Origin of the sequence: Lysinibacillus sphaericus (assembly GCF_015844675.1) — a bacterium.
In the GTDB taxonomy this organism is placed as follows: Bacteria; Bacillota; Bacilli; order Bacillales_A; family Planococcaceae; genus Lysinibacillus; species Lysinibacillus sphaericus_E.
In genome coordinates this window covers 156,453-180,433 of the sequence record NZ_LDGC01000025.1, presented here as the reverse complement: position 1 = coordinate 180,433, position 23,981 = coordinate 156,453, and the positions used below count along the sequence as shown (strand labels likewise).

Genomic DNA, 23,981 nt, shown 5'->3' with positions numbered 1-23,981 from the left:
CTGGATACACACACCAAATCGTTTATTTCAGCCGATTTATATCCAATATAATCCCCTAGTCTCTTTGTACCATAAACAAAAGCAGTACACATTGTGTGCACTGCTTTATCTACTCATTCAAAAAGTAGCATCGGATTATTCTACTGAAATAATATATGGATATAATCCTTGTTTACCATTAAATAACTCTACTTCAACCTCTGGATAATGCTCTTCAATAAATTTCACTAATTCCGAAGCATTTTCTTCCGTTGTATCTGCACCATAAATGACTGTTACAATTTCTGCATCTTCATCCACTAAATCAGTAATTACCTTCTCAGCGGCATCTTTTAATGCCGGAGTAGATAATACAATTTTACCTTCTGCAAGAGCCATGAAATCGTCCTTATGAATTTCCACACCATCAATAGATGTATCTCGAACTGCATAAGTTACTTGACCTGTTTTAACATTTGCATAAGCTTCTGTCATTGTTGCTTGGTTCATTTCAACTGTCGCCTCTGGATTGAACGATAAAATCGCTGCCATACCTTGAGGGATTGTTTTCGTTGGAACTACAGCCGCTTCTATATCTAAAAGCTCTACTGCTTGTTCTGCTGCCATGACGATATTTTTGTTATTCGGTAAAATTAATACTTTTTCAGCACCAATTTCCTTTACCGCCTTTACAATATCTTCAGTTGAAGGGTTCATTGTTTGACCGCCTTCAATAACATAAGAAGCACCAATTGAACGAAGTAATTCAGCAACTCCCTCGCCCATTGCAATCGTTACAATTGCATATGGATGCTTTTCTGCTTTTTTGACCGGAGTTGGTGCTTTATGATCCTCACCAACAATGGCAGAATGCTGTTCACGCATATTGTCGACCTTAATTTTAATAAGACTACCATATTTTTGACCCATTGCTAAAACAGAGCCTGGTTGCTCAGAATGAATATGCACTTTCGCGATCTCTTCATCTGAAATAACAAGTAAAGAATCACCTAGTGGGTTTAATTCATTACGGAATTGCTCCTCGCTAAACGGCTCTTTTCCTTCTTCAAAACGTACCATGATTTCTGTACAATACCCAAACTCGATATCCGAAGTATCCATGAAATCTTGCGCTCTATGATGTTCTGCATTAATTAAATCATCTAAAGTTGCTTCATTTTTCACCGGTAATGGCTCACCTTTTAAGGATGCTAAAAATCCTTCATACACAAACAATAGACCTTGGCCGCCACTATCTACAACACCTACTTCTTTTAAAACAGGTAAAAGATCAGGTGTACGCTCTAATGAAGCCTGTGCTTCAGCAGTAAATGCTTCCATTACTGCAATGATATCGGTTTCAGTTTCTGCAACTTCCACGCCTTTTTTCGCCGCTTCACGTGCAACTGTTAAAATTGTACCTTCAACCGGTTTCATTACTGCTTTATAGGCAGTTTCAACGCCAGCTTGGAAAGCACCTGCTAAGCCCTTAGCATCAATTGTCGCTTCTTTCTCAATAAATTTACCAAAGCCACGGAATAACTGCGATAAAATAACGCCAGAATTCCCGCGTGCTCCCATAAGTAAACCTTTTGATAAAGCTTGGGATGTTTTGCCGATATGTTCTGAGACATACTGCTCCGTTTCCTTTGCTCCAGATGTCATCGATAAGTTCATATTCGTTCCTGTATCACCATCTGGTACTGGAAATACATTTAATGAATCAACATAATTTGCATTTTGGAATAGGTGATGGGCACCCATTTGCACCATTTCTGCAAACTTTATTCCGTCTAAAGACTGCATTAGATTTAGTTCCTCCTCTTAATCATTCGCTACACGAACGCCCTGCACAAAAATATTGACAGATTTTACGCTCATACCTAATGTTTTATCCACTGTATATTTCACTTTCGATTGTACTTGATAAGCAACTTCCGAAATTTTTGTCCCGTAACTAACAATAATGTACATATCAATATGTAAATCGTCGTCCTGTTTTCGAATTACAACACCTTTTGCAAAATTTTCTTTACGTAAAATATCAGTTAGACCATCACGAATTTGATGTTTAGATGCCATGCCAACAATACCGTAGCATTCTACAGCAGCGCCACCAGCTATTTGTGCAAGTACATCTGTTGAAATATCAATTTGGCCGAATTCATTGTTTAACTCAATTGACATAGAAATGCCCCCTTGGCTCTTTTTGACTAAATGATATTGTAACACTTTCGTTATACATTAAGCAACCTTGGAAGGCATGAAAGCGCACTGTATCAACGTTTTTCTGACATTATAAAGGCAAACATACATCTTCATCGAAATTTCCACTTTTACTGTAAAAGATGTTACGACCGTGTTGCTTTGCTGTGTATAATGCTTGATCAGCTAATTCACAGCATGTTTTCAATTGCTCACTATTTGTAATTTTAACATGGCACATCCCGATGCTGACCGTTACAATATCAGCTACTAGCGAATGTTCATGACGAATGTTTAAATTGCGTACTTCCTCTAAAATTTCCTCACAAACGTGCTCTGAAAACTTGGCGGCATGCTGGCTAACGATTACGAATTCTTCGCCTCCCCAACGTGCTGCAAATGCATTATATTTTTCTGCAATTTCATCTAAAAGAGCCGCCACTTTTATTAATGCTTCATCACCTTGTAAATGACCGTAATAATCATTAAAATTTTTAAAGAAATCAATATCAATCATCATGACAGATAAAGATTTTGGTTTACTAAGTTGTTGCCCTATTTGTGTCAATTTATTATTTAAAGCTCGTCGATTTGGTAAATTGGTCAACGTGTCCCGAAGCGCTTGCTCTGATAGTTCATTATTTTTCTCAGCTAATAATTTTGACAATTTTTTGGATTTTGTCATTTCTTCTTGCAATAAAATATGTTTTTTCGTAAATTGTCTTTGCATTTTATAAGTATGTCGCTGAATAACTAGCCCTATAGGAATAATAAGGGACATCGGTAAAAGTATTTTAATACCTTCACCTGATACCCCAACACTCATATAAGCACTTATTAAAATTGGTGGTACTGTTATTACTATAATCCCAAAAATTTTCCGGAAGGGGACGGAAAAAACGGTGCAAATCATTAAAAATAGTACCTCATAAAGAGCTGCATGTTTAAAGAAATAAACGTCCATTACGGTTATTACAGTAATCAATAACAATATCGTATAGATATATGCAAGTAAGATAGATTCATATTTTCGCATATTAAGCGTTGTAACCTGAAATTTCTTCTCTTTTACAAATAATAACACCGTTAAATCTATATAAAACAATATCGTGTGAATAGCTATATATGCAGGCACCATCGCTCTTTCAGAATTCGAAAAGAAGACCTCACCATAATGAATAATCGTAATGATGGTTGATATATACATCAACGTCCACGCTACCACTCGCATCCGTTTTAAATTAAATTGAATCATTTCTTTCTGTATAGAGAGAACTAGCTTTTCTTGATTTTCCATAATGTCCGCTCCTAATAAAACAAACTTGCAAAAACATTTTGTTGCTGTCGCTTCGCTTTCGCACAGTTAAAACCATGTTGCTGTCGCTTCGCTTTCGCACAGTAAACATTTGTTGCTGTCGCTTCGCTTTCGCACAGTAAACATTGTTGAATGAAGATAATTCGTTCTATTTTTATCGTCTAAATAATGAAAAATACAAGTAGTCTTTGCAAAATTGTTGAAAAAGGAACTTAGCTGATTTTCGTAGTCAAAACAAAACTTCTAGATCTGGCACTCCACTTTCGCTGCATAAAACAACGAAAAAAGCTGATGTTTATATACACCAACTTTTTTAACAAAATTAAACGATTTTAAATTTTATAAATTCCAAAAAGTTCAAAGTGAATATTACGGCTCCTCACCATATATTCGAACAGAATACAGAATAACTTTATAACAGCGCCTCGATTGTACATCCCTTAATGCCAATCTATTCCTTAAATCAAAACAGGCTTTTAATAAGCGCCTCAATCATCACTGGCATTTCCTTAAATGCGCTATCCACATGTAGTCTTTCCGTCTTTTGGTGAGCATCCTTCCCAAACGGTCCAACATTTAAAACAGGTCCCTGTAATGCGGACATTGCTTCAAACGGAATACTATACGTTTCTCCCCATACAGGTGTGTTGCGTTCGAATGCTATCCATTCATTCGAGTTATCAGAATAATTGACATAGCTCAAATCACAAATTCCATTAAAATAGTGAATTTGCTCCACTTCAATATTAAATGTTTTGGCTGTTTTCTTCATCAATTCAATGGATCGAATAACAAGAGGATCATTAGATGAATTGATTGCTGGATAGTAAGGTGGTGCATATAACAACACTGTCGCTGGTGATAGTTCCTGGCAACGAATGATTAGCTGATCCACAATGCGAATAGATTTCTCTCGATCATCCCATGCGCTATTTTCAATAACTTGACTTTTAATTAAATCTACTTCCCGGGCGCCTAATTTATTAATCGCATACTCTAAAAGTGCCTCATAACGAAGTACGTTTACTTCACCTACACCTTGTACCTTTTCTCGCTCACAAATTCGCTTATACTGTTCATTACAAGCTGACATTGCTTCCAATGCAACTTGTTCAAAAATATCCATTACTTGCGATGCTGTGCGCTTTAATAAAAACACATTGTAAAGGGCTGCTGCACGATATGGTGTTTGTGTAGAATACTCCATTTTCAAATCTTTCAATTGTAAGGATACAGGTAATGGCGTACTTTCACCGAGATCTGTCTCACGGAAAACAGGATTCCACTCCATATGCTGCGTCATGTAAGAAGCAATAAAATTTGCGGTCATTCCTTTTAATGGCTCACCCACATGTGTTTCTTTTCCGTAAAATAAGGCAGCAGGCATAATTTTACCGATAGTTCCTGAATAAATATATTCATTAATATCAGCCGGACCTTGTGAAAAAGAAGGCTCACTATTTAAAAATAGTTTATAAGAGAGTCCATGCTGTTCACGAAGTCTGACAAGGTCTACAACTGCTGCACGCATTCCAGCAGAATTCACTTCTTCATCTGGCACCGCCGTTAAAATAAGGTTGATGGGCCATTGTTCGATACTTGCCTTTTCAATCAACTGCATATGCAATGCAAGCCCCATTTTCATATCCATCGTCCCACGACCGAATAAATAGTTACCTGATTCCAAATCAATTCTTGCCGCATCAGGTAAATCCTTTTTGTATTTAGGCTCCATTAGCTTTTTTGTTAGCTCTTCAGGGTAAAAGGCTAATGGTTCCAGCTCGCCATATTCTTCAGTATGGACCGTATCAAAATGACTAATTAACACAACCGTTTCTGTTGCAGATGAGTGCTTATACAAAGCAGTTACAGCATTACGTTCAAGGCCCGCATCATGTAATTCAATAAATTCCGGGTTTTCGTGAAAATAAGAAAGCGTTTGCAATTTATTTTTTAATTTATAGGCAAATTCATGTTCACCTTTAGTTAATGTCCTACTTTTCCAACTGACAATTTCACATAATAATGCACGAAGCTTTTCAGGTGTATTCCAAAGATAAACATTCATAAATATTCTCCTTCATTTGAGCCAATCTCAGAAGAAACCGTATTTGATTTACTCAATTTCAATTTATAGAAAATCATGCAAGCAATAAAGAACCCAACTCCATATAATAAACCAGCTCTTTGTGTTGGATCGAATGCTAAAAAGACAAGAATTAGCATACAAAAAATAATACAGAACACCGGGATCAATGGATAAAATGGCGTTTTAAATTTTAAATTAGCCACATCCCCTCCTGCTTTCACATAACGATACCGGAACATCAATTGAGATGCGCAAATTCCCATCCATGAAATTGTTACAGAAATTCCTGCAATAGACATGAGTAAAACAAATACTGCATCTGCTTCCATCACACTCGTTAATAAAGAAAGCAGCGAGAAAAGCATCGTAAAAACGAGTGCATTGAATGGCACTTTATTTTTCGTTAGTCGTCCAAATAGTTTAGGCGCCATTCCCTCTTTTGACATCGACCATAATAAACGTGTGGACGCATAAAGACACGAGTTACCTACTGATAATATCGCCGTTAAAATAACAAAGTTCATGATGCCAGCTGCATATGGAACACCGGCTAAATTCATCAATGTGACAAATGGACTTTCCAATAGTCCAAGCTCCGATGAAGGGAATATCGCAGATAAAACAATAATAGAAGCAATATAGAAAACAATAATCCTAAAAAGAATCGTCTTTATTGCCCGAGGAATATTTTTTTCCGGACTTTCAGTTTCTCCTGCAGCAATACCTACAAGTTCAGAACCTTGATAAGAAAAGATAACATTCATCATTGTGACGAATATAATTGAAATACCTGCCGGAAATAAACCGGACGGTGCTAAATTCGTAAAGTGTGGTGTCGGACGATCAGCTAACGGAATCATTCCAAAGATTGCTGCCACTCCTATAATAATAAATGCAATCACCGCAATGACTTTAATACTTGCAAACCAAAATTCCGCTTCCGCAAAGCCTCTTGTTGTTAATGCATTTAGAGTAAATAACAGGACCATAAATACGGCACACCAAATCCAAATAGGGACATCCGGAAACCAATGCTGCATCAAAATTCCTGCTGCTGTAAATTCCACCCCCGCTGTGGCAGCTGAACCGACAAAATACATCCATCCTAAAGAAAATCCTGCTGAAGGACTGATAAAACGTGTTGCATAGGTTTGGAAAGAACCAGTTACAGGCATATAAACCGCTAATTCTCCAAGACAATTCATAACCATGTACAATATTAAGCCACCAAATAAATAACCAATTAATGCCCCCCCAGGTCCTGCCTGATTAATTGTAAAGCCAACATTTAAAAATAGCCCTGTTCCAATAACTCCTCCGAGCGATAGCATTAATAAATGACGACTCTTCATCGAACGGTTTAATTGATGATCTTGCCGTTGTTCCTCTTTACTCAACATCCATCCCCACTCTCTAGTTGTAATCAATATATTGAATATTCTGATATCAATTGTACTAAAGTACCCAATCAATCTATCCTATTTGACTTCTTTCAGCGGGTGTCATGGAATTATGCCAGGGCATAATTGATATTGATTGGGTATTTTTTTATCAAACTAAAAACGTAATGACAAACAACTTAGCCCACCATCATGTTTTCTAAATTCTGACATTTCAAGCTCAATTGTTTGGTATCCTAGATCGTTTAATTTACGATTTGTTTCTGGATAGCCTGCTGGAATAATGACATAATCATTTACTTGAATACAGTTTGCTGAATACTCATCTTCTTTTGGAATAATAATTTTTTCATAGGATTCGAATGCAGGATGATCGATAAACTCCCCTGCTACTACCATACGATTTTCTCCAACATACGCGATGCCCGTCTTTAAATGGAAAAATTCTTTTAGCGGAACAATCGTTGCCTCATAACCTTCTTTTTCTACGATTTCTTTAAATTGTCGAGCCCCTTCTTCATTTGTACGATCAGAGATGCCGACATAAAATTTCTTTTCTGCTTGCAATACATCTCCGCCATCAAGTGTTCCAGGGCCATCGATATAATATAATTTTTCATAGAACTTTTTAACTGCTGGCACGATCTCCTCAATCTCACGATTACGAGCTTCGGCCCCAGGATTTGAAATAATGGCAAATTCAGATGTTAAAACAGCCGTATCCTCTACGAATGTTGAATCTGGAAAGGCATCATTTGCTCGAAGCTGTGTAACCTCCACGCCACATCTTTTTAAGGCTTCAATATATTTTTCATGCTGCTCAAATAATTTTTCTAAAATCGGTTTTCCTAAGTCACTAGTCGTTAAACCATTTACATAACTATTTCCTGGTTTTTTTACAATAACATTTTTAAACATTTTACTTCATCTCCTTTTTTTCTCTTACTACTGGGCAGGTTAAACATGTTGGTCCACCTGTTCCTTTTATTGAAATTTCATTTCCTTTATATTCATAAACTGTTACACCTGCATGAAGTAATTGTTGCTTGGTCATTGGATTTCCAATTGGAACAATACATACTCTAGGCGCCAGTGCCAAGACGTTACAACCTAGCGCATCATATTCATCTTTCGGAACCTCAATTAATTGAATACCTCGGTCGATTAGAAGCTGACGGAAGAAAACTGGCATTAATCGTGAATGTACAACCGCTAAATCCTTATCTACCATACTAATGAAAGACATTAAGTGTAAACATTCTGCTTCACCTAAATCATGCGGTAGCTGTACAACAATGAATTCATCGACAACATCCTTCGTCATGTCTTTTAGCTGACGAATAGCTTCATCATTCGTTCGATAGCCCCGACCTACAACAAGCGTACGATCGTCAAGCCAAACAATATCACCACCATCTGATATAGCCTCTCCTGTCAATTCTCCGATAACCGGAATACCCTTTTCTTGTAAAAACTCTTTATAAACAGCTGCTTCTGGCTGTCTTGATTTTTTGCCGGATTTTAAGATAATAGCACCATTTGGTGTGAACTTTACGGGATCATGCGCATACAGCGAATCGAGCCCTACTTCATCTGATTCTGGTAAAAAATCAATTTTTTCAACATACTTTTCTAGAATACTCATAAATTGTGCATATTCTTTAAGAGCCTCATTATAGCTAGGTTCCGATAAGTAGTTAAATGTTTTCCATTCATCGCTAAGATGTTCTTGGTTTCGGAAAGCATCTTTTGGATGTTTTACTATTACGTGTCTCAAAGGTGCATACATTGATGAACAATAATGCATTCCCTTCACCCCTTTTCCGTGTAGTGGAAAACGTTTCCGTTGTGAGGAAAGTTTATATGAAAAATATATGTGCTTTAAGGTATAATGTCAATATATTTAGAAAAATTTATATATTCATTCTTTTTAGAGGGGAACAAAACAAATATCCACGATTATGTAGCTAGACGTAGACAATGAATAAAAATAAAATAAATGAAAGAGAGGTGGCTTATGAATGCAATTATTAGAACGAGCTATGACAATCGCTAAAGTTTTGGCTTCTGAAGCAAATGAAAACAGTTTGTCCATTTCAGAGCTTTCGGCAAAATGCAATTTACCACTTAGCACACTACATAGAATTTTAAAAGCGATGATTAAAGAGGGAATGATTGAACAAGACGATCAAACTAAACAATATCGTCTCGGTACAATATGGATGGAGCTTGGCTTACAAGTGTATGATACGATGGACTACATTAGTAAAATTAGGCCAGAACTAGAACGTTTAGCAAGAGAAGTCGAGGAAAGCGTCTACTTAAGTAAGCCCGCTGGTTTAGATACAATTATCATTGAAAGAATTGACAGTACAACTAACCCGATTCGAATTTACGATCAGTTAGGCATTCGTATTCCGATGAATATCGGGGCTGCAAGTAAAGCAATTTTAGCCACAATGCCTATTTCTCAAGCGAGGGAGATTATTGAACAGCTTATTCCTCATGAAGAAATCTCTGAATTAGAGTCACAGCTTGATCAAATAAGACTACAAGGGTTTGCCATTAGTCATGGGGAAAGAACGGCTGGAACATCCTCAATCGCAGTATCCATTGTAAATGGTTTCAATGAAATAGTCGGTGCAATAAGTATAGGTTTTGTTAGCTTTAACGTTTCAGCAGAACATACTAATACTCTTACAGAGCGTTTAGTGGAAACTGGTAAACGTGTTTCCATAAAGCTTGGCTACCGAGGAAAATAAAACGAGATGGAAGTGGGTTTTCTTTATATCTTACTGATTATGAGCCTTCTCCAAACCAGGCGGGATAATTGAAAACTTCCAATTTTTTCTCCTAATAATTGTTTCATCTAGGCATTAACACCCATTATTTAACAAGTGTTTTTAGTCTGTAAAGGTTTTTTTCTTGAAAGGTTATGTGAAAACTATTGCACTGAACGTCATCGTATGTTAAATTATTATGGTATGTGAAATACCGAACTGAAATAATAATCTTTCAGCATTGACAGTAAGGAGGGAATACAACATGCCAAAACAATGTGTAATCACTGGGCGTAAAGCTCGTACTGGTAACAACCGTTCCCACGCTATGAACGCTAGCAAACGTTCTTGGGGTGCTAACCTTCAAAAAGTTCGTATCTTAGTAGACGGTAAACCAAAACGTGTATGGGTTTCTGCTCGTGCATTAAAATCAGGTAAAATCGAGCGCGTTTAATCGCCGCTTCCAAAAAATCGATTTCGCATTTGGCGCAAATCGATTTTTTTCTTTCTTAATAACTAGGCAAGCTATCAACCACCTTTATGAGTATTTATTTACATGAATAAGTCGTATTTAATCATCCTACTAGTGGATTTCTATAAATACAATAAAATGACTAAGCCGCAAGCAATGACAAAGAAACATAATTGCTTGCGGCTTTTTTACATATAGCTGTCCAGCTCAACAAATCGCTTATTATCTGTATAAAATAAGAGTCTTTAACTTTTATCAATTTTATGGGTACCTTTTTTACTACTCCTTAATTGAATAGAATAACTTCTGATAGTGATGCGATTGTCCATCTGTTGTTGCTGTCGCTTCGCTTTCGTACTTAAAATATTTGTTGCCGTCTCTTCACTTCCGCACTTAAAACAGTTACTGTTGATGTTTCATTTTAGATTACACGCTATGTGAAGCGGTTGATTGTAGTGGAGACTGGGCGACTCCTCGGGGATCAGCAATAGAGGAACGAAGGCTAAAACCATCACGTCCTGTGATAACGCCTTCACCAACATCGTGCTGTTGCCGCTGCCGCTTCGCTTTCGCGCAGATAAAACCCTTTTGCTGTCGCTGCGCTTTCGCACAAAAAAACTCTGCTGCCGCTAAGTTGCACTCACGCTTTCGCGCAAAGACATCTGTTGCCCAGGCGGAACGGAAATCAACCCCTTGCTTTGCCGAAGCATCATATTTTTTACATGCTATATTAAGATTTGTTTTTCAACACCACAAAAAAATCCGACTAGTGTTAGTCGGATTTTTTTACTTTCTTATCTTTTTTGAAAATGTTGATACACGTACGCGTAATACTGCTTACAAATTTCGGCAGCTGGAATGTATATACTTTCAGGACTCTCTCCCCCTTACGCTAATCTATGCTTCTTATCATTAAACATATGCCTTGTGAGAAAGATATAGACCCTGAATTGCCTATTATTTCATTACTTGTAAAGCGGGATGTACCAAGAGAGATTTCTTCATTTGTTGTTTCATATTTTACTTGCCTTAATGTCACATCTTTAATCGGCTCTTCATGTGCAAAGAAAGATAAATAACGATATTGCTTATCTGCTTCTATGATGTGCTTGCCTGGCAGTAAAAATTGCAACATATTTGCATGATTAATAATCTTCAATACTACGTGTGGATACTCTTTTTGTAAACGATAAATCGAACGAACTGCCGCCTCATAATGATCTAAACGTCCACCCGTAACACCTGTAAGAACAATTTCTAGTGGTGTATAGGTCAAGGCTTTTAATAACGCTAAGTCCGTATCTGTTTCATCTTTTTCTTCTTGGAATCGTTGTCTATCATTTGTATGTGCCATCACCAGTTCGTATTCTTCTTTTGATAAAGAGTCAAAATCCCCCACTATGGCATGTGGCGTGATGCCTTGCTCAATTAAATATAGCGCTCCTCGATCAGCTCCGATAAATAATACATCACTTTGCTCTATAAACGGACTAAATGAACAGAGTTCCTCTTTTGGTCCACCTGCACAAACAACGACTTTGGTCATCCTTGAATCGCTGCCTCACCAGCTGCTAAAATTTCTTGAAGTGCCGCTGTACGATCTTCTTTACTATAAATTGCTGAACCAGCTACAAAAATAGTTGCTCCTGCTTTTGCACAAGGAACAATAGTCTCTGCATTAATTCCACCATCGATCTCTATAGCAATATCAAGATTACGTTCTTTAATAATAGCTGCTAATGCTTCAATTTTTGGCACTACAGAGTGAATGAATTTTTGCCCGCCAAACCCTGGATTCACCGTCATAAACAACACCATATCAATATCCTCTAATATGTGTTGAATGGATTCTATTGGTGTATGTGGATTTAATACAACACCTGGTTTGACTCCAAATGAACGAATTAATTGGATTGTACGGTGTAAATGGCGGCAAGCTTCTACATGCACCGTAATATAGTCTGCCCCTGCTTTGGCGAATTGTTCAATATACTGATCAGGATTTTCGATCATTAAATGTACATCTAACGGTAAATCCGTTAAAGGACGAATGGCGTCTAATACGATAGAGCCAAATGAAATATTTGGCACAAAATGTCCATCCATAACATCGATATGAATAAGCTGTGCACCTGCTTTTTCTACTTCCTTAACTTCTTCTCCTAATTTAGCAAAGTCTGCTGCTAAAATTGATGGTGCTATTTGTATCATCACTTAATACCTCGGCTTTCGATCCATAATTTCTTGTAAAAATTGTTCGTAGTGTTTATAGCGGTAGTCACGAATTTCCCCCGCCTCCACCGCTGCTTTTACTGCACATTTCGGTTCTTTCAAGTGTAAACAGCCTCTAAATTTACAATCATCTGCCATACGGGCCATTTCGGGGAAACATGCGCCTAATTCTTCTTTTTCTATTTCATCAAAATCAAATGAACTAAATCCCGGAGTATCTGCTAATAAACCGTCACATACTTCGATTAGTTCGACATGGCGAGTTGTATGTTTACCACGCCCTAAGCTTTGTGAAATAACGCCTGTTTTTAAATTTAAATCTGGAATCAATGTATTTAGTAGTGTAGATTTTCCAACTCCAGATTGCCCTGCTAATACGGAGGTTTTCTCCTTTAAAATAGGTTGTAGACGTTCAACTAATTCTTCCTCACCCTTATAGGTTTGTAGCACGGTATAACCCATACGTTCATAATCTGCTATATAGCCATGCAATTCCTCACGTTCATGGTCTTCTAGCAGATCCATCTTTGTTAAACAAATAATCGGATGAACATGAAATGACTCTAAAACAACTAAGAAACGATCCAGTAAAATCGTATTAAAATTAGGTTCTTTTACAGAAAACACAAGAATACCTTGGTCAATATTGGCTATAGGGGGACGTACTAATTCATTTTGGCGTTCCATAATTTTTTGAATAGTACCGTCCGAGCCTTTTGTTTCCAGAGTGTATTCTACAATGTCGCCAACGAGTGGGGATTCCCCGCGATTGCGAAATACCCCACGTCCTCGACATTGAATTAGTTCTTCTCCATCATATACATAATAATAACCGCTTAATGCTTTGCGAATTTGGCCTTGCTCCATCCAATTCCCCCTTATTTGACATCATCGTAGTTGATTATTTTTTCATCTATAATTTCTGAATCACGAATAATTTTATAGGCTGCATCCTGACCATCTGCAATAACAAGCTGTATTCGGTGCTCTTGATCAGCTGTAATAGTAAATGTTTCAACTGTTGTTAACACTTTATGGTTTTTATCTTGAATATCAATTCGAATAGTTTGCTCTAAACCTTCCTCATTTGGTTTATATTCAATTGGTACAGTTATCACCAAAGTTTTATCAGGCCTTGCTGCAGGTCCTTTACTTAAAATAACAGCGATTGCAGTGCCCGCTTCAACCTGCGTTCCTGCTCTTGTCAATTGTGATTTAACACTTCCAGCTGGTATTGTATCATCATTTTCTTCACGAACAATACGCCATGTCAAGCCTTCTCTTCTTACATACTCATCCATTTGAGCTTTAGTGTAATTCACAACATTATCTACGGTGATCATTTTTACACCCGCACTTACCGTAAATTTCATTATTGTATTCTTAGCGACTACCTCTTCTTGTGGTGCTGGCTCTTGTTCAATAATTCGTCCTTCAGGCTCTTTTGAATTTACATAACTAACTTCAGAATCTAAATATTTATCCTTTAGCATCGATTGAACTTGGCTGATTTGCTGGCCTCTATAATCTTCAACTTTCGTCGTTTCAACCCCAAGACTCACGATTAAGTCTACTTCTGTGCCTTTTACACGCTCCGTACCCTCTGTAGGGTCAGTTTCTATAACCTTATCCTTTTCGACATCCTCATCATATCGCTCCTGCGGCGACTGGCTAACGGTAAAGCCTTCAGCCTCTAATTTTTTAGTAGCTTCTGCAACTGTCATATTAGCCACACTAGGTACAGGTATCTTTTTCGGGTTAAATGCATCTGTTCCAAAAAAAACGAATAGGAAAATAGCGATGGCTACTATTATTAATCCGGCAACAACTATTGGCCATTTTTTCTTTTTCTTTTTCTTTTTCTTTACAGGTACTGTCTTTTCAACAGGCTTCTTCGCTTCGGATTTCGGCGTTAATTGTGTAATTGGTTCGATTACTCTTGTCTGCGTTAAATCTTCGTCTTGACGTGCAGTTGGTTCTTTTATAATCGGAATAGCCTTCGTCACATCATTATCTACCGGTATAACAAACTTCGGTTCATTCATACGATTCGGCGATAAAACTGTTTCTAAATCTGCTTGCATTTCCTCTACAGTTGAATAACGGTGAGAAGCATCTTTTGCTGTAGCTTTTAGCACAACATTTTCCACACTTTGTGGAATTGTAGCATCGAAGGCACGAACTGATGGCGTCTCTGATTGTAAATGTTTAAGCGCGATAGAAATAGCCGACTCGCCTGAAAAAGGCAATTCCCCTGTTAACAATTCATATAAAACAATGCCAAGTGCATAAATATCAGATTTGTTTGTTGCCGTACCACCACGAGCCTGCTCAGGCGATAAATAATGCACTGTTCCAAGCACGGAGTTCGTTTGTGTAAATGATGTTGCACTAAGCGTCATCGCTATACCAAAATCAGTTATTTTCACATTACCTTCTGCATCCATTAAAATATTTTGAGGTTTAATGTCACGGTGGATAATATGATTTTCATGGGCATTGGCAATTGCTGACGTTAATTGCTTCATAATATGCACACATCTGGCAGGAGAAATTGGTGCGAATTCCTGTATGTACTGCTTTAATGTTTTCCCTTGGACATACTCCATCACTATATAATGTAGATCACCATCATCACCTACATCATAAACACTAACGATATTCGGATGTGTAAGGCTTGTAGCAGAAAGTGCTTCACGTTGAAAACGGCGATACAATTCATCCTCATTGGTAAAATCATAACGCAATATTTTGATCGCTACATCACGGTTTAAAATCATGTCATGCGCTAAATAAACATTAGACATACCACCGCCACCAATAAGACCTATAATTTTATAGCGGTCACTAATTCGTTTACCTACAAGCATACTTACACCTCCTCATCTTGCCTTGTGAGTAGCACGAGGGAGATGTTGTCTTCCCCCCCGCTTGCATTTGCTAATTCTACAAGTTTTCGTCCTTTTTCTTCTACTGAATCTGGATACGTAATAATTGATGCCATTTCATACACTGTAAGTTTATTGCTTAAACCGTCAGAGCAAATGAGTAAATACGATTTTGATGCTAAATCAACTTCGTAAAAGTCTGGTTCAATCGTTTCTTCTGTACCTACAGCTTTTAAGATGAAATTTTTCTTCGGATGCGTTAACGCTTCCTCTTCACTAATTTCACCATTTTCAACCAGAACATTTACATAGGAGTGATCTCTTGTTATTTGTTGTGCACCATCCTCAAAGAAATAATACACACGACTATCACCAACATGTGCGATAAAGCAATGATTTTTTTCAATTAACACTGCAATAAACGTCGTGCCCATTCCTTTACAGTCTTCATGTGATAAAGAATAGTCATATATACTTTTATTCAATTGCTTGACTGCTTGTAATAACCACTCTCTTTTTGATGTTGTTGACGCAAAATGATGTGCCTCTGCCTGTAAAAAAACGGTTTCCATCTGTTTCATCGCCATATCACTCGCTACATCGCCAGCATTATGACCACCCATGCCGTCCGCTACAAGTGCTAGTGCAAGCCCGTCTTGACGATTAAAAAATGCCGCACGGTCTTCATTAATTGCCCGTTTTAACCCAATATCACTTTCGACTGTGTATTCCAACACTGGTCACCTCGTCTCTTCAGATCTCTCTTGCGCACGTAATTGACCACACGCTGCTGCAATATCAGCACCTTGCTCTCGGCGGATCGTTACGTTAATACCATTCTTCTTTAATGTTTTTTCAAAGGCAAAAATTTGACTTCGAGATGTACGAACATAATCACGTTCTGGTACATAGTTTACAGGAATTAAGTTCACGTGGCATTTAATTCCTTTTATTAAAGCAGATAATTCTTCTGCAATTTCAACTGAATCATTTTCACCAGACATTAAACCATACTCAAAAGTAACACGTCGGCCCGTTTTATTAGTATAATATTGAACGGCTTCCATTAATTCATCTAACTTATAAGCACGCGCAATTGGCATAAGTTTTTGACGATCCTCTTGGTTTGGTGCGTGTAAGGAAACGGCAAAGTTGATTTGTAGCTGTTCATCAGCAAATTCGTAAATTTTAGGAACTATTCCTGATGTTGATACAGTGATGTGACGAGCACCAATATTTAACCCTTTTTCATGGTTGATGACTTTTAAGAAGTTCATCATCGCATCATAATTATCGAAAGGTTCTCCAATACCCATAATAACGATATGTGATACACGTTCGCCCACTTCATCTAAAGTCTGCTGTACTTTTACAACTTGCTCCACGATTTCCCCTGCTAATAAGTGTCGCTTTAAACCACCTAAAGTTGAGGCACAAAACGTACAGCCAATTCGGCAGCCTACTTGTGTTGTCACACAAACAGAGTTCCCATATTCATGACGCATTAATACAGTTTCAATAGAATAGCCGTCTTGTAATTGGAATAAAAACTTGATCGTACCATCTTTAGATTCCTGTTTAATAATTGTTGATAATGTCGTTAATGAAAAACTTGCTTCAAGCTTTTCACGTAATCCCTTTGAAAGATTAGACATTTCTTCAAATGTTTTTACTCGTTTATTATAAAGCCAATCAAAAATTTGCGCTGCACGGAACGGCTTTTCACCATTTTCCTTTAACCATTCTTCTAGTTGTTTCGGCTGTAATGAGTATACCGATTCCTTTAAATTTGGTTTTTCTTTTTTTGCGCGTCGAACAGGCTTGTCTTCCGCTTCGTCAACTAAGTCGTTTATACGCTCATTAAATTTCTCTTGATCCACCATTAGTTGGATTCTCCTTTTTTACGAAAGGCGGCAACGAAGAAACCGTCACTGCCAAAGTCTTGTGGAAAGACTTGAAGCATGCCATTTGCTTGCTTTTCCGCTAATTTTGTTGGTAAAGATTCTAGTTGTATAGCTTCCATTTCTGGATGCGTTGATAAAAAGGCCTCTACAGTACCTTCATTCTCTCTTTTATCTACTGTACATGTACTGTACACAAGCTTGCCATCTATTTTCAATACTTTTGTTGCAGCATCTAATAGCGCCAATTGTATTTTTTGAAGGTTTTCTAAATCTTCTTCACGTTTTGTATATTTAATATCTGGCTTGCGGCGCATAACACCTAAACCACTACAAGGGGCATCCACTAAAATAGCGTCGTATGATTCTAGTTGTAGAAAATCTGGTGCCTTACGTCCATCAATCGGAGCAGTCTCAACTATATCAATCCCTAGACGATTCGTATTATGGTCGATTAAATCCAATTTATGAGGGTGAAGGTCGGTCGCTAAAATCGAACCTTCATTCTTCATAATCTCAGCTATATGTGTCGTTTTTCCACCTGGTGCTGCACACATATCTAAAACGCGCATGCCAGGAGACGGATTTAACACATTTGCTGGAATCATGGAGCTTTCATCCTGAATAGTAATAAGCCCTTCTTGGAAAGCCTTTGTTCGAGCTGGCTGACCATTTGTTACATGTAAGCATTCAGGCATTAGATCACTTTTTTCCGCTGTTAAACCTTCCGCTTCTATACTGGCAATCGCTTGATCGACGCTTGCTTTCGTCGTATTTACACGGACAGTTTGCACTGGAGGTATATTATTTTCATGTAACATTTGAGACGCCACTTCAATACCATAGTTATCGACAAAGCGTTGTACTAGCCACTCCGGATGACTCGTTTCAATAGCAAGGCGCTCAATCGGATCTTTAATGTCCTCAGTAGAAGCTACACCTTGACGTAAAATAGATCGTAAAATACCATTGACCATCGAAGCTATCCCTTGGTGACCTCGACGTTTAGCAATTTCTACAGCCTCATTCACCGCAGCATGAGGTGGTATACGTGTTAAATAATGCATTTGATATAAAGATAAACGTAAAAGCCAGCGCACCCAATGATCTACTGAACCACGAATAAATGGCTCTAAATAGTAGTCAAGTGTCATTTTATATTGGAGAGTGCCATACGTAATTTCTGTTAAAAGAGCACGATCCTTCGCTTCAATTTTATGTCGCTTAATCGTTTCATTTAAAAGCAAATTACTATAGGCTTGATTTTTATCTACTGCTAACAGAATAGAAAGTGCAGCGTCTCGCACATTTCCATCCCAAATTACTACACTTTTTTTACTCATTTAAATTGGTCCCCAATCTGTAATTTAGAACCTGTACCACGCAAGTATTCCTCTGCTGTCATGCGTTTTTTACCAGCAGGTTGTACATCATACAGGGCAAGTGTTGTACCATTTCCTGCTGCAACTTCAAAATGATCCTTCGAAATCGCAACAACCTCACCAGGTATAGCATCATGCTTAGTATTACCAACCTGTGCCCACCAAATTTTAAAGTTGCCATCTTCAAATGTTGTATAGGCAACTGGCCATGGATGAAGACCACGCACTTGATTGTATAAAGTAGTAGCATCCTTTGCCCAATCGATACGCTCTTGTTCACGTGAAATATTGCTTGCAAAAGTTACTTGTGCTTCATCCTGCACGGAACGATTATTTGTTCCATTTATAATAGAAGGAAGTGTCTCTTTTAATAAATCGCTACCCACAGCACTCAGCTTATCAAATAGTCTACCCGTATAATCATCCTTTTCAATTGGGATAGCCTTTTGGGAAATGATATCACCAGCATCTAGCTTTTGCGCCATATACATAATCGTTACACCTGTTTCTTTTTCACCATCAATAACCGCTTGGTGAATCGGCGCCCCACCACGATACTTCGGTAAAAGTGACGCATGGACATTAATACAACCAAGCGGTGGTGCATCTAGCAATTCTTTCGGCAAAATTTGTCCAAAAGCAGCTGTTACGACTAGGTCAGGCTGTAAATCAATAATTTGCTGTAATTCCTCAGAACCACGTAGCTTTTCAGGCTGAATAACAGGTAAACCTAACTCCATCGCTGCTGCTTTAACAGGCGGTGGTGTTAACACACGTTTACGCCCAACTGGACGATCTGGTTGTGTAACTACAGCTTTAATATCATAACCTTCATGATGTAGCATACGCAAAATCGGCGCGGAGAAATCAGGTGTCCCCATAAAAATTATTGAAGTCATATTATTCCTCCTCTTCAGCGTACATTGCTTCAAGCTCTTCTTCAGTTAAAATTCGTTTGATTTTCGAATCAAACAGCACGCCATCTAAATGGTCGATTTCATGTAAAATTGCTCGTGCATCAAAGCCTCCCGCTTCTAGCTCATATACACGCCCTTCACGGTCACATGCTTCAATCTTCACATAATCAGGACGTTCAACCTCACCGTATAATCCCGGGAAGCTTAAGCATCCTTCAATATCTACTTCAGCTCCATCCGTTGCAATAACAGTTGGATTAATCATTTCTAAAACATCTCGTTCTTCGCCAAGTTCGACAATTGCAACACGTAATCCTACATTTATTTGAGGTGCTGCAATACCAACGCCATCGTATTCAACCATTGTGTCATATAAATCATCTAGTAATGTAATAATTTCTTCATTGATTTCTGTTACTTCCGCGCATGGTGTTGATAATACCTTCGCTGGATGTTCTACAACTTTTTTAATTGCCATGTTATGTTCCTCATTTCTATATTTAAGGCTTATACCTTTTATAATTGTAACGCTACATCATAATGTGGGGTTGATTTCCGTTCCTGCTGGGCGCTTTCCTGGGGGCGTTCGATGAGCCGCTTCGCTTCGCTGCAGGGTCTCATCTGTAACGCTAATCCCCGAGGAGTCGCCCAAACTTTCAGTGATCGGACAAAGTCTATTAGAAAATTCCACTTGAATGGCTCATCATTTTAACTTGGCCTTGATTTCAGTAGCGGCTGGGCGCTTTGTTGCTGACGCTTCGCTTTCGCACAGAAAACATTGTTGCTGACGCTTCGCTTTCGCACAGAAAACATTGTTGCTGTCACTTCGCTTTCGCACAGAAAACATTTGTTGCTGACGCTTCGCTGCAGGCCATCATCAGTGATGCTGATCCCCGAGGAGTCGCCCAGCCAACACTACAATCAACCTATCCGCATGACATACGTTTAAACAAAATGTCATGTCCGATCTGATGATGAATCATTTTATATAGTTGACGGATCTAAGTCTACCGTCATTAAAATACCCTGTTTAATCCATTCCGCACGATACATGGCAAGAAGCCGCTGTAATACTGGAATGAGATTTGGTTCAATTTTATATTTTATCAAACATTGATAGCGATATCTATTTTGAAGACGGCTAATGCTTGCAGTTGTTGGACCAATAATGGCAACTCGGTCTGATAAATTTCCCTTTAGCCAATCTGCTGCACGTCCAGCATATTCTGCCGCCATCATGACATCTTCATGGGAAATTTGGACAAGTGCTACATAATAATACGGTGGGTAGCTAGAGCGACGGCGTAAAAACATTTCACGTTCGTAAAATGGCTCGTAGTCTTGAATTTTTGCCAATTCAATTGCATAATGCTCTGGTGTATACGATTGAATAATAACCTCACCATGCTTATCATGACGTCCCGCTCTACCACTAACCTGCGTTAATAGTTGGAATGTACGCTCCGCTGCACGGTAATCGGGCAGATGCAGAGATGTATCCGCACTAAGTACACCAACAAGCGTTATATTAGGAAAATCAAGACCTTTAGCAATCATTTGCGTACCTAGCAAAATATCTGCCTGTCCTTCCCCAAATGCCTGCAAAATTTCTTCATGTGCACCTTTCTGCTTTGTTGTATCAACATCCATTCTGAGAACCCTTGCCTCAGGAAACAGCTTATAAATTTCTTCCTCGACTTTTTGCGTTCCCGTACCAAAATAACGTATATGCTCACTCTGGCATTGTGGACATATGTCAGGAACACGTTCGTCATAACCGCAATAATGACATTTTAATTTCTCTGTTGTTCGATGATACGTTAACGAGATATCACAGTTTGGACATTGTACAACCGTTCCACAATCACGACAAAGCACAAAAGAAGAATAGCCACGGCGATTTAAAAACATGACCATCTGTTCATTTTTCTCTAGTCTTACACGTATTGCATCAACAAGTTGCTCGGAAAACATGGAACGATTTCCATTTCGAAGCTCCTCTCGCATATCCGCAATAAAAACTGTCGGTAATGCTTGATGCAAAGCACGTTGTTTTAATGATAGCAAACCATATACGCCTTTCTTTGCTCTTGCAAATGATTCCAGCGCAGGCGTTGCACTGCCTAATATAACAGGACATTTATAAAATTCACTTCGCCATATTGCCACATCTCTAGCGTGATAACGTGGTGAATCTTCTTGCTTGTATGTTGATTCATGCTCTTCATCTAAAATAATAAGACCTATATTTGTAAAAGGTGCGAAAATTGCCGAACGAGCTCCAACAACAACGCTTACCTTACCTTGTTGAATTTTACGCCATTCATCATACTTTTCACCTACAGATAAGCCACTATGCATGACAGCAACCAGCTCACCAAAACGACTACGAAAACGCTCTGTCATTTGTGGTGTTAATGATATTTCAGGTACTAGCATAATGGCTTCCTTACCTTCATCTAACACCTTTTGAATTGCTTGCAAATAGATCTCCGTTTTACCACTCCCGGTAACGCCGTGTAGTAAAAAAGTTTTCGCAGTCTGTTCTTCCATCGATCCAGTAATAGCCTTTAATGCTACGTCCTGCTCATCCGTCAATTGTAAAGATTGAGTACGGGAAACCTCCTTCGTAAAGGGATCTCGATACACCTCTTCTTGTATAAAGTGAGCAGCTCCTTTTTCGATTACTGACTGTAATACCGTGGAAGACGCACCTGTTTCCTCAAAGATTTTCTGCGGCAAAAGAACCTCTCCAAGGTGTTTGCCCATCCATTCAATCAGTTGGCGCTGTTTGGCTGCTCTCGCTGCACCTTCCATAGCTTTGTCAATATCTTGCTGATGATCTGTAATTTTGACCATACGTATTTCTTTTACATTCCCTTGCTGCTTCACAACATTTTCAATTTTTACGATTTTATCAGTTATAAGCTGCTTTAATAAAGGAAGTAATTCAGCACGTTCGAATTCTTTGAAATTAACCTGTTGTCGCTTGCCAAAAATAGCATTAACCTCATCTGGTAAAACATCTTTCTCCGTTTGTAGTGTGATGATTTTTTCATACTTCGCTCGAAGCGCTGACGGAAGCATCACCTGTAAGGCATCAATTTCATAGCAAATCGTTTCGTTTTTCAGCCATTTAGCCATTAACAGCATTTCTTCGGTTAATACAGGCTCAATATCTAAAATTTGTGCAATAGACTTTATTTTGTTAGATGGTACATCTGTTTCATTTTTTAATCCGACCACAAATCCGAGAACATTCCTTGGCCCAAACGGTACTTTTACACGACAGCCCATTTCTATAACATGTGACCATTCTGTAGGAACTTCATAGTCAAACGGACGATCTACATGGTAAGTCGAAACATCCACTATAACCTCTGCAATCAAAAAACTCATTGCCTCTCACCCTGTAATATATATGTCCAAAATACTTGGGCAAATTGCTTGGCATCTGTCGCATCCCACATTTGACCATTTACTTCTGCCGTGTCACTAAAATCAATCCACTTGTCTGACATAATTGTTACCATTGGTTCACCAATAACCTTTTGTCCAAAAGTTATTGCGGTCATTCCTTCTACGGATAATATCGGTGCCTCTTCAGTTGTAGGCGTATTTGCTGCATGGATAAAAAATGCGGATGGATATTGTTTTTTATAATCATCAAGCTGTTCAAAAAGCTTATACATGCTTGCTGCTTTCTCATCTAGTAGGATTACATTTGCCCCAAGTATTTGTGCCTCTTTTGCTATAGCCTGTCCAATTCTGCTATTCGACTGTGTGCTAATGACATGACGCTCATCTAATGGTACATAAAACGCTCCAGCTGTGACTACTACTGTTTTACTAGATAATGGCTTCGCCTTCTCTGAAAAAAATTCTTGCACGATTGCTGTTATTTTTTCAGGTTCTTCTAAACGGCCTTTACCAACATAGCCACATGCCAAAAACCCTTCTGAAGGCTCAATAAATTGATAGCCATCAGATTGCAACTGTTCCAAATTTCGTTTTACCGCTGGATGGTCATACATATGTACATTCATCGCTGGTGCAAGCCATACAGGAGCAGTTGCTGCAAGCAAGGTCGTTGTTACCATATCGTCCGCAATTCCATTCGCCAGCTTCCCTATAACATTTGCGGTAGCTGGTGCAACTAAAATTAAATCTGCCCAATCTGCCAAATCAATATGGGCAATAACACTTGAATCCTTTTCATCAAAAGTATCGAAAAAAACATCATTTTTGGACATAACTTGAAAGCTCAATGGATTCACAAATTGTCTTGCTGATGCTGTCATGATGACCTTTACATTTGCCCCAGCCTGAGATAGCTTGCTAACTAGAGCGACAGCCTTATAAACCGCTATACCACCTGAAACACAAAGTAAAATATTTTTATTCATGCACAATCGCCCTTT

Annotated in this window: 21 protein-coding genes; 2 read left to right on the top strand and 19 right to left on the bottom strand. The window is 38.3% G+C overall.

What is annotated here, in order from left to right:
- Positions 1 to 135: 135 nt before the first annotated feature.
- The 7 genes from ABE34_RS08960 to ABE34_RS08930 all read right to left on the bottom strand — a co-directional run bounded on the left by ABE34_RS08960 (position 136) and on the right by ABE34_RS08930 (position 8,795).
- On the bottom strand, positions 136 to 1,785 hold the full coding sequence (locus ABE34_RS08960) for a DAK2 domain-containing protein (protein ID WP_197141851.1): 1,650 nt from the start codon (positions 1,783 to 1,785) through the stop codon (positions 136 to 138).
- 18 nt (positions 1,786 to 1,803) lie between these two features.
- Complete coding sequence (locus ABE34_RS08955) at positions 1,804 to 2,166, bottom strand: Asp23/Gls24 family envelope stress response protein (protein ID WP_053594173.1); 363 nt, start codon at positions 2,164 to 2,166, stop codon at positions 1,804 to 1,806.
- Between the two features lie 109 nt (positions 2,167 to 2,275).
- A complete protein-coding gene (locus tag ABE34_RS08950; RefSeq protein ID WP_197141850.1) occupies positions 2,276 to 3,481 on the bottom strand; it encodes a GGDEF domain-containing protein in 1,206 nt (401 codons plus the stop codon).
- A 481-nt stretch (positions 3,482 to 3,962) separates the two neighbouring features.
- Positions 3,963 to 5,567, bottom strand: coding sequence for a M20/M25/M40 family metallo-hydrolase (locus ABE34_RS08945; RefSeq protein WP_197141849.1), 1,605 nt, complete (start codon positions 5,565 to 5,567; stop codon positions 3,963 to 3,965).
- Positions 5,564 to 6,988: an amino acid permease gene (locus ABE34_RS08940; RefSeq protein WP_197142058.1), complete on the bottom strand. Its 1,425-nt coding sequence runs from the start codon at positions 6,986 to 6,988 to the stop codon at positions 5,564 to 5,566. Before ABE34_RS08940 ends, ABE34_RS08945 begins: the two co-directional genes overlap by 4 nt.
- Positions 6,989 to 7,144: 156 nt before the next feature.
- Entirely contained in the window at positions 7,145 to 7,906 is a 762-nt protein-coding gene (locus ABE34_RS08935) for a dimethylarginine dimethylaminohydrolase family protein (protein ID WP_197141847.1), read from the bottom strand.
- A 1-nt stretch (position 7,907) separates the two neighbouring features.
- A complete protein-coding gene (locus tag ABE34_RS08930) occupies positions 7,908 to 8,795 on the bottom strand; it encodes a dimethylarginine dimethylaminohydrolase family protein (protein ID WP_197141845.1) in 888 nt (295 codons plus the stop codon).
- Positions 8,796 to 9,009: 214 nt separating this feature from the next.
- Between ABE34_RS08930 and ABE34_RS08925 the strand changes: the two genes are divergently transcribed.
- Positions 9,010 to 9,750 carry an IclR family transcriptional regulator gene (locus ABE34_RS08925; RefSeq protein WP_197141843.1) on the top strand — a complete coding sequence of 247 codons (741 nt, stop codon included), beginning with the start codon at positions 9,010 to 9,012 and terminating at the stop codon, positions 9,748 to 9,750.
- 283 nt (positions 9,751 to 10,033) lie between these two features.
- On the top strand, positions 10,034 to 10,222 hold the full coding sequence (gene rpmB / locus ABE34_RS08920) for a 50S ribosomal protein L28 (RefSeq protein ID WP_079560418.1): 189 nt from the start codon (positions 10,034 to 10,036) through the stop codon (positions 10,220 to 10,222).
- 790 nt (positions 10,223 to 11,012) lie between these two features.
- Here rpmB and spoVM read toward each other — a convergent pair.
- From spoVM to coaBC, 12 genes are all read right to left on the bottom strand, one after another.
- Positions 11,013 to 11,114: a stage V sporulation protein SpoVM gene (spoVM, locus tag ABE34_RS08915; RefSeq protein WP_139376952.1), complete on the bottom strand. Its 102-nt coding sequence runs from the start codon at positions 11,112 to 11,114 to the stop codon at positions 11,013 to 11,015.
- Positions 11,115 to 11,132: 18 nt separating this feature from the next.
- Entirely contained in the window at positions 11,133 to 11,786 is a 654-nt protein-coding gene (locus ABE34_RS08910; protein WP_197141841.1) for a thiamine diphosphokinase, read from the bottom strand.
- Entirely contained in the window at positions 11,783 to 12,451 is a 669-nt protein-coding gene (gene rpe, locus ABE34_RS08905; protein WP_197142057.1) for a ribulose-phosphate 3-epimerase, read from the bottom strand. The genes ABE34_RS08910 and rpe overlap by 4 nt, the downstream gene beginning before the upstream one ends.
- A gap of 3 nt (positions 12,452 to 12,454) precedes the next feature.
- Positions 12,455 to 13,339, bottom strand: a complete 885-nt coding sequence (gene rsgA / locus ABE34_RS08900) for a ribosome small subunit-dependent GTPase A (RefSeq protein WP_197141839.1) — start codon at positions 13,337 to 13,339, stop codon at positions 12,455 to 12,457.
- A gap of 11 nt (positions 13,340 to 13,350) precedes the next feature.
- Complete coding sequence (gene pknB, locus ABE34_RS08895; RefSeq protein WP_197141837.1) at positions 13,351 to 15,342, bottom strand: Stk1 family PASTA domain-containing Ser/Thr kinase; 1,992 nt, start codon at positions 15,340 to 15,342, stop codon at positions 13,351 to 13,353.
- A 2-nt stretch (positions 15,343 to 15,344) separates the two neighbouring features.
- Positions 15,345 to 16,094: a Stp1/IreP family PP2C-type Ser/Thr phosphatase gene (locus ABE34_RS08890; RefSeq protein WP_197142056.1), complete on the bottom strand. Its 750-nt coding sequence runs from the start codon at positions 16,092 to 16,094 to the stop codon at positions 15,345 to 15,347.
- A 6-nt stretch (positions 16,095 to 16,100) separates the two neighbouring features.
- A complete protein-coding gene (gene rlmN / locus ABE34_RS08885; RefSeq protein WP_197141835.1) occupies positions 16,101 to 17,243 on the bottom strand; it encodes a 23S rRNA (adenine(2503)-C(2))-methyltransferase RlmN in 1,143 nt (380 codons plus the stop codon).
- Positions 17,243 to 18,604 (bottom strand): 16S rRNA (cytosine(967)-C(5))-methyltransferase RsmB, encoded by a 1,362-nt coding sequence (rsmB, locus tag ABE34_RS08880; protein ID WP_197141833.1) that lies wholly within the window; start codon positions 18,602 to 18,604, stop codon positions 17,243 to 17,245. The genes rlmN and rsmB overlap by 1 nt, the downstream gene beginning before the upstream one ends.
- A complete protein-coding gene (gene fmt / locus ABE34_RS08875; RefSeq protein WP_197141831.1) occupies positions 18,601 to 19,542 on the bottom strand; it encodes a methionyl-tRNA formyltransferase in 942 nt (313 codons plus the stop codon). The genes rsmB and fmt overlap by 4 nt, the downstream gene beginning before the upstream one ends.
- Position 19,543: 1 nt before the next feature.
- A complete protein-coding gene (gene def / locus ABE34_RS08870; RefSeq protein ID WP_197141829.1) occupies positions 19,544 to 20,038 on the bottom strand; it encodes a peptide deformylase in 495 nt (164 codons plus the stop codon).
- 506 nt (positions 20,039 to 20,544) lie between these two features.
- On the bottom strand, positions 20,545 to 22,959 hold the full coding sequence (gene priA / locus ABE34_RS08865) for a primosomal protein N' (protein ID WP_197141827.1): 2,415 nt from the start codon (positions 22,957 to 22,959) through the stop codon (positions 20,545 to 20,547).
- Positions 22,956 to 23,966 (bottom strand): bifunctional phosphopantothenoylcysteine decarboxylase/phosphopantothenate--cysteine ligase CoaBC, encoded by a 1,011-nt coding sequence (coaBC, locus tag ABE34_RS08860; protein ID WP_197141825.1) that lies wholly within the window; start codon positions 23,964 to 23,966, stop codon positions 22,956 to 22,958. The genes priA and coaBC overlap by 4 nt, the downstream gene beginning before the upstream one ends.
- Positions 23,967 to 23,981 lie beyond the last annotated feature (15 nt).

Bases quoted from the DNA above. Each gene is read 5' to 3' on its own strand.
- ABE34_RS08960 (WP_197141851.1), bottom strand. From the start codon at position 1,785: ATGCAGTCTTTAGACGGAATAAAGTTTGCAGAAATGGTGCAAATGGGT.
- ABE34_RS08955 (WP_053594173.1), bottom strand. From the start codon at position 2,166: ATGTCAATTGAGTTAAACAATGAATTCGGCCAAATTGATATTTCAACA.
- ABE34_RS08950 (WP_197141850.1), bottom strand. From the start codon at position 3,481: ATGGAAAATCAAGAAAAGCTAGTTCTCTCTATACAGAAAGAAATGATT.
- ABE34_RS08945 (WP_197141849.1), bottom strand. From the start codon at position 5,567: ATGAATGTTTATCTTTGGAATACACCTGAAAAGCTTCGTGCATTATTA.
- ABE34_RS08940 (WP_197142058.1), bottom strand. From the start codon at position 6,988: ATGTTGAGTAAAGAGGAACAACGGCAAGATCATCAATTAAACCGTTCG.
- ABE34_RS08935 (WP_197141847.1), bottom strand. From the start codon at position 7,906: ATGTTTAAAAATGTTATTGTAAAAAAACCAGGAAATAGTTATGTAAAT.
- ABE34_RS08930 (WP_197141845.1), bottom strand. From the start codon at position 8,795: ATGCATTATTGTTCATCAATGTATGCACCTTTGAGACACGTAATAGTA.
- ABE34_RS08925 (WP_197141843.1), top strand. From the start codon at position 9,010: ATGCAATTATTAGAACGAGCTATGACAATCGCTAAAGTTTTGGCTTCT.
- rpmB (WP_079560418.1), top strand. From the start codon at position 10,034: ATGCCAAAACAATGTGTAATCACTGGGCGTAAAGCTCGTACTGGTAAC.
- ABE34_RS08910 (WP_197141841.1), bottom strand. From the start codon at position 11,786: ATGACCAAAGTCGTTGTTTGTGCAGGTGGACCAAAAGAGGAACTCTGT.
- rpe (WP_197142057.1), bottom strand. From the start codon at position 12,451: ATGATACAAATAGCACCATCAATTTTAGCAGCAGACTTTGCTAAATTA.
- rsgA (WP_197141839.1), bottom strand. From the start codon at position 13,339: ATGGAGCAAGGCCAAATTCGCAAAGCATTAAGCGGTTATTATTATGTA.
- pknB (WP_197141837.1), bottom strand. From the start codon at position 15,342: ATGCTTGTAGGTAAACGAATTAGTGACCGCTATAAAATTATAGGTCTT.
- rlmN (WP_197141835.1), bottom strand. From the start codon at position 17,243: ATGGTGGATCAAGAGAAATTTAATGAGCGTATAAACGACTTAGTTGAC.
- rsmB (WP_197141833.1), bottom strand. From the start codon at position 18,604: ATGAGTAAAAAAAGTGTAGTAATTTGGGATGGAAATGTGCGAGACGCT.
- fmt (WP_197141831.1), bottom strand. From the start codon at position 19,542: ATGACTTCAATAATTTTTATGGGGACACCTGATTTCTCCGCGCCGATT.
- def (WP_197141829.1), bottom strand. From the start codon at position 20,038: ATGGCAATTAAAAAAGTTGTAGAACATCCAGCGAAGGTATTATCAACA.
- priA (WP_197141827.1), bottom strand. From the start codon at position 22,959: ATGAGTTTTTTGATTGCAGAGGTTATAGTGGATGTTTCGACTTACCAT.
- coaBC (WP_197141825.1), bottom strand. From the start codon at position 23,966: ATGAATAAAAATATTTTACTTTGTGTTTCAGGTGGTATAGCGGTTTAT.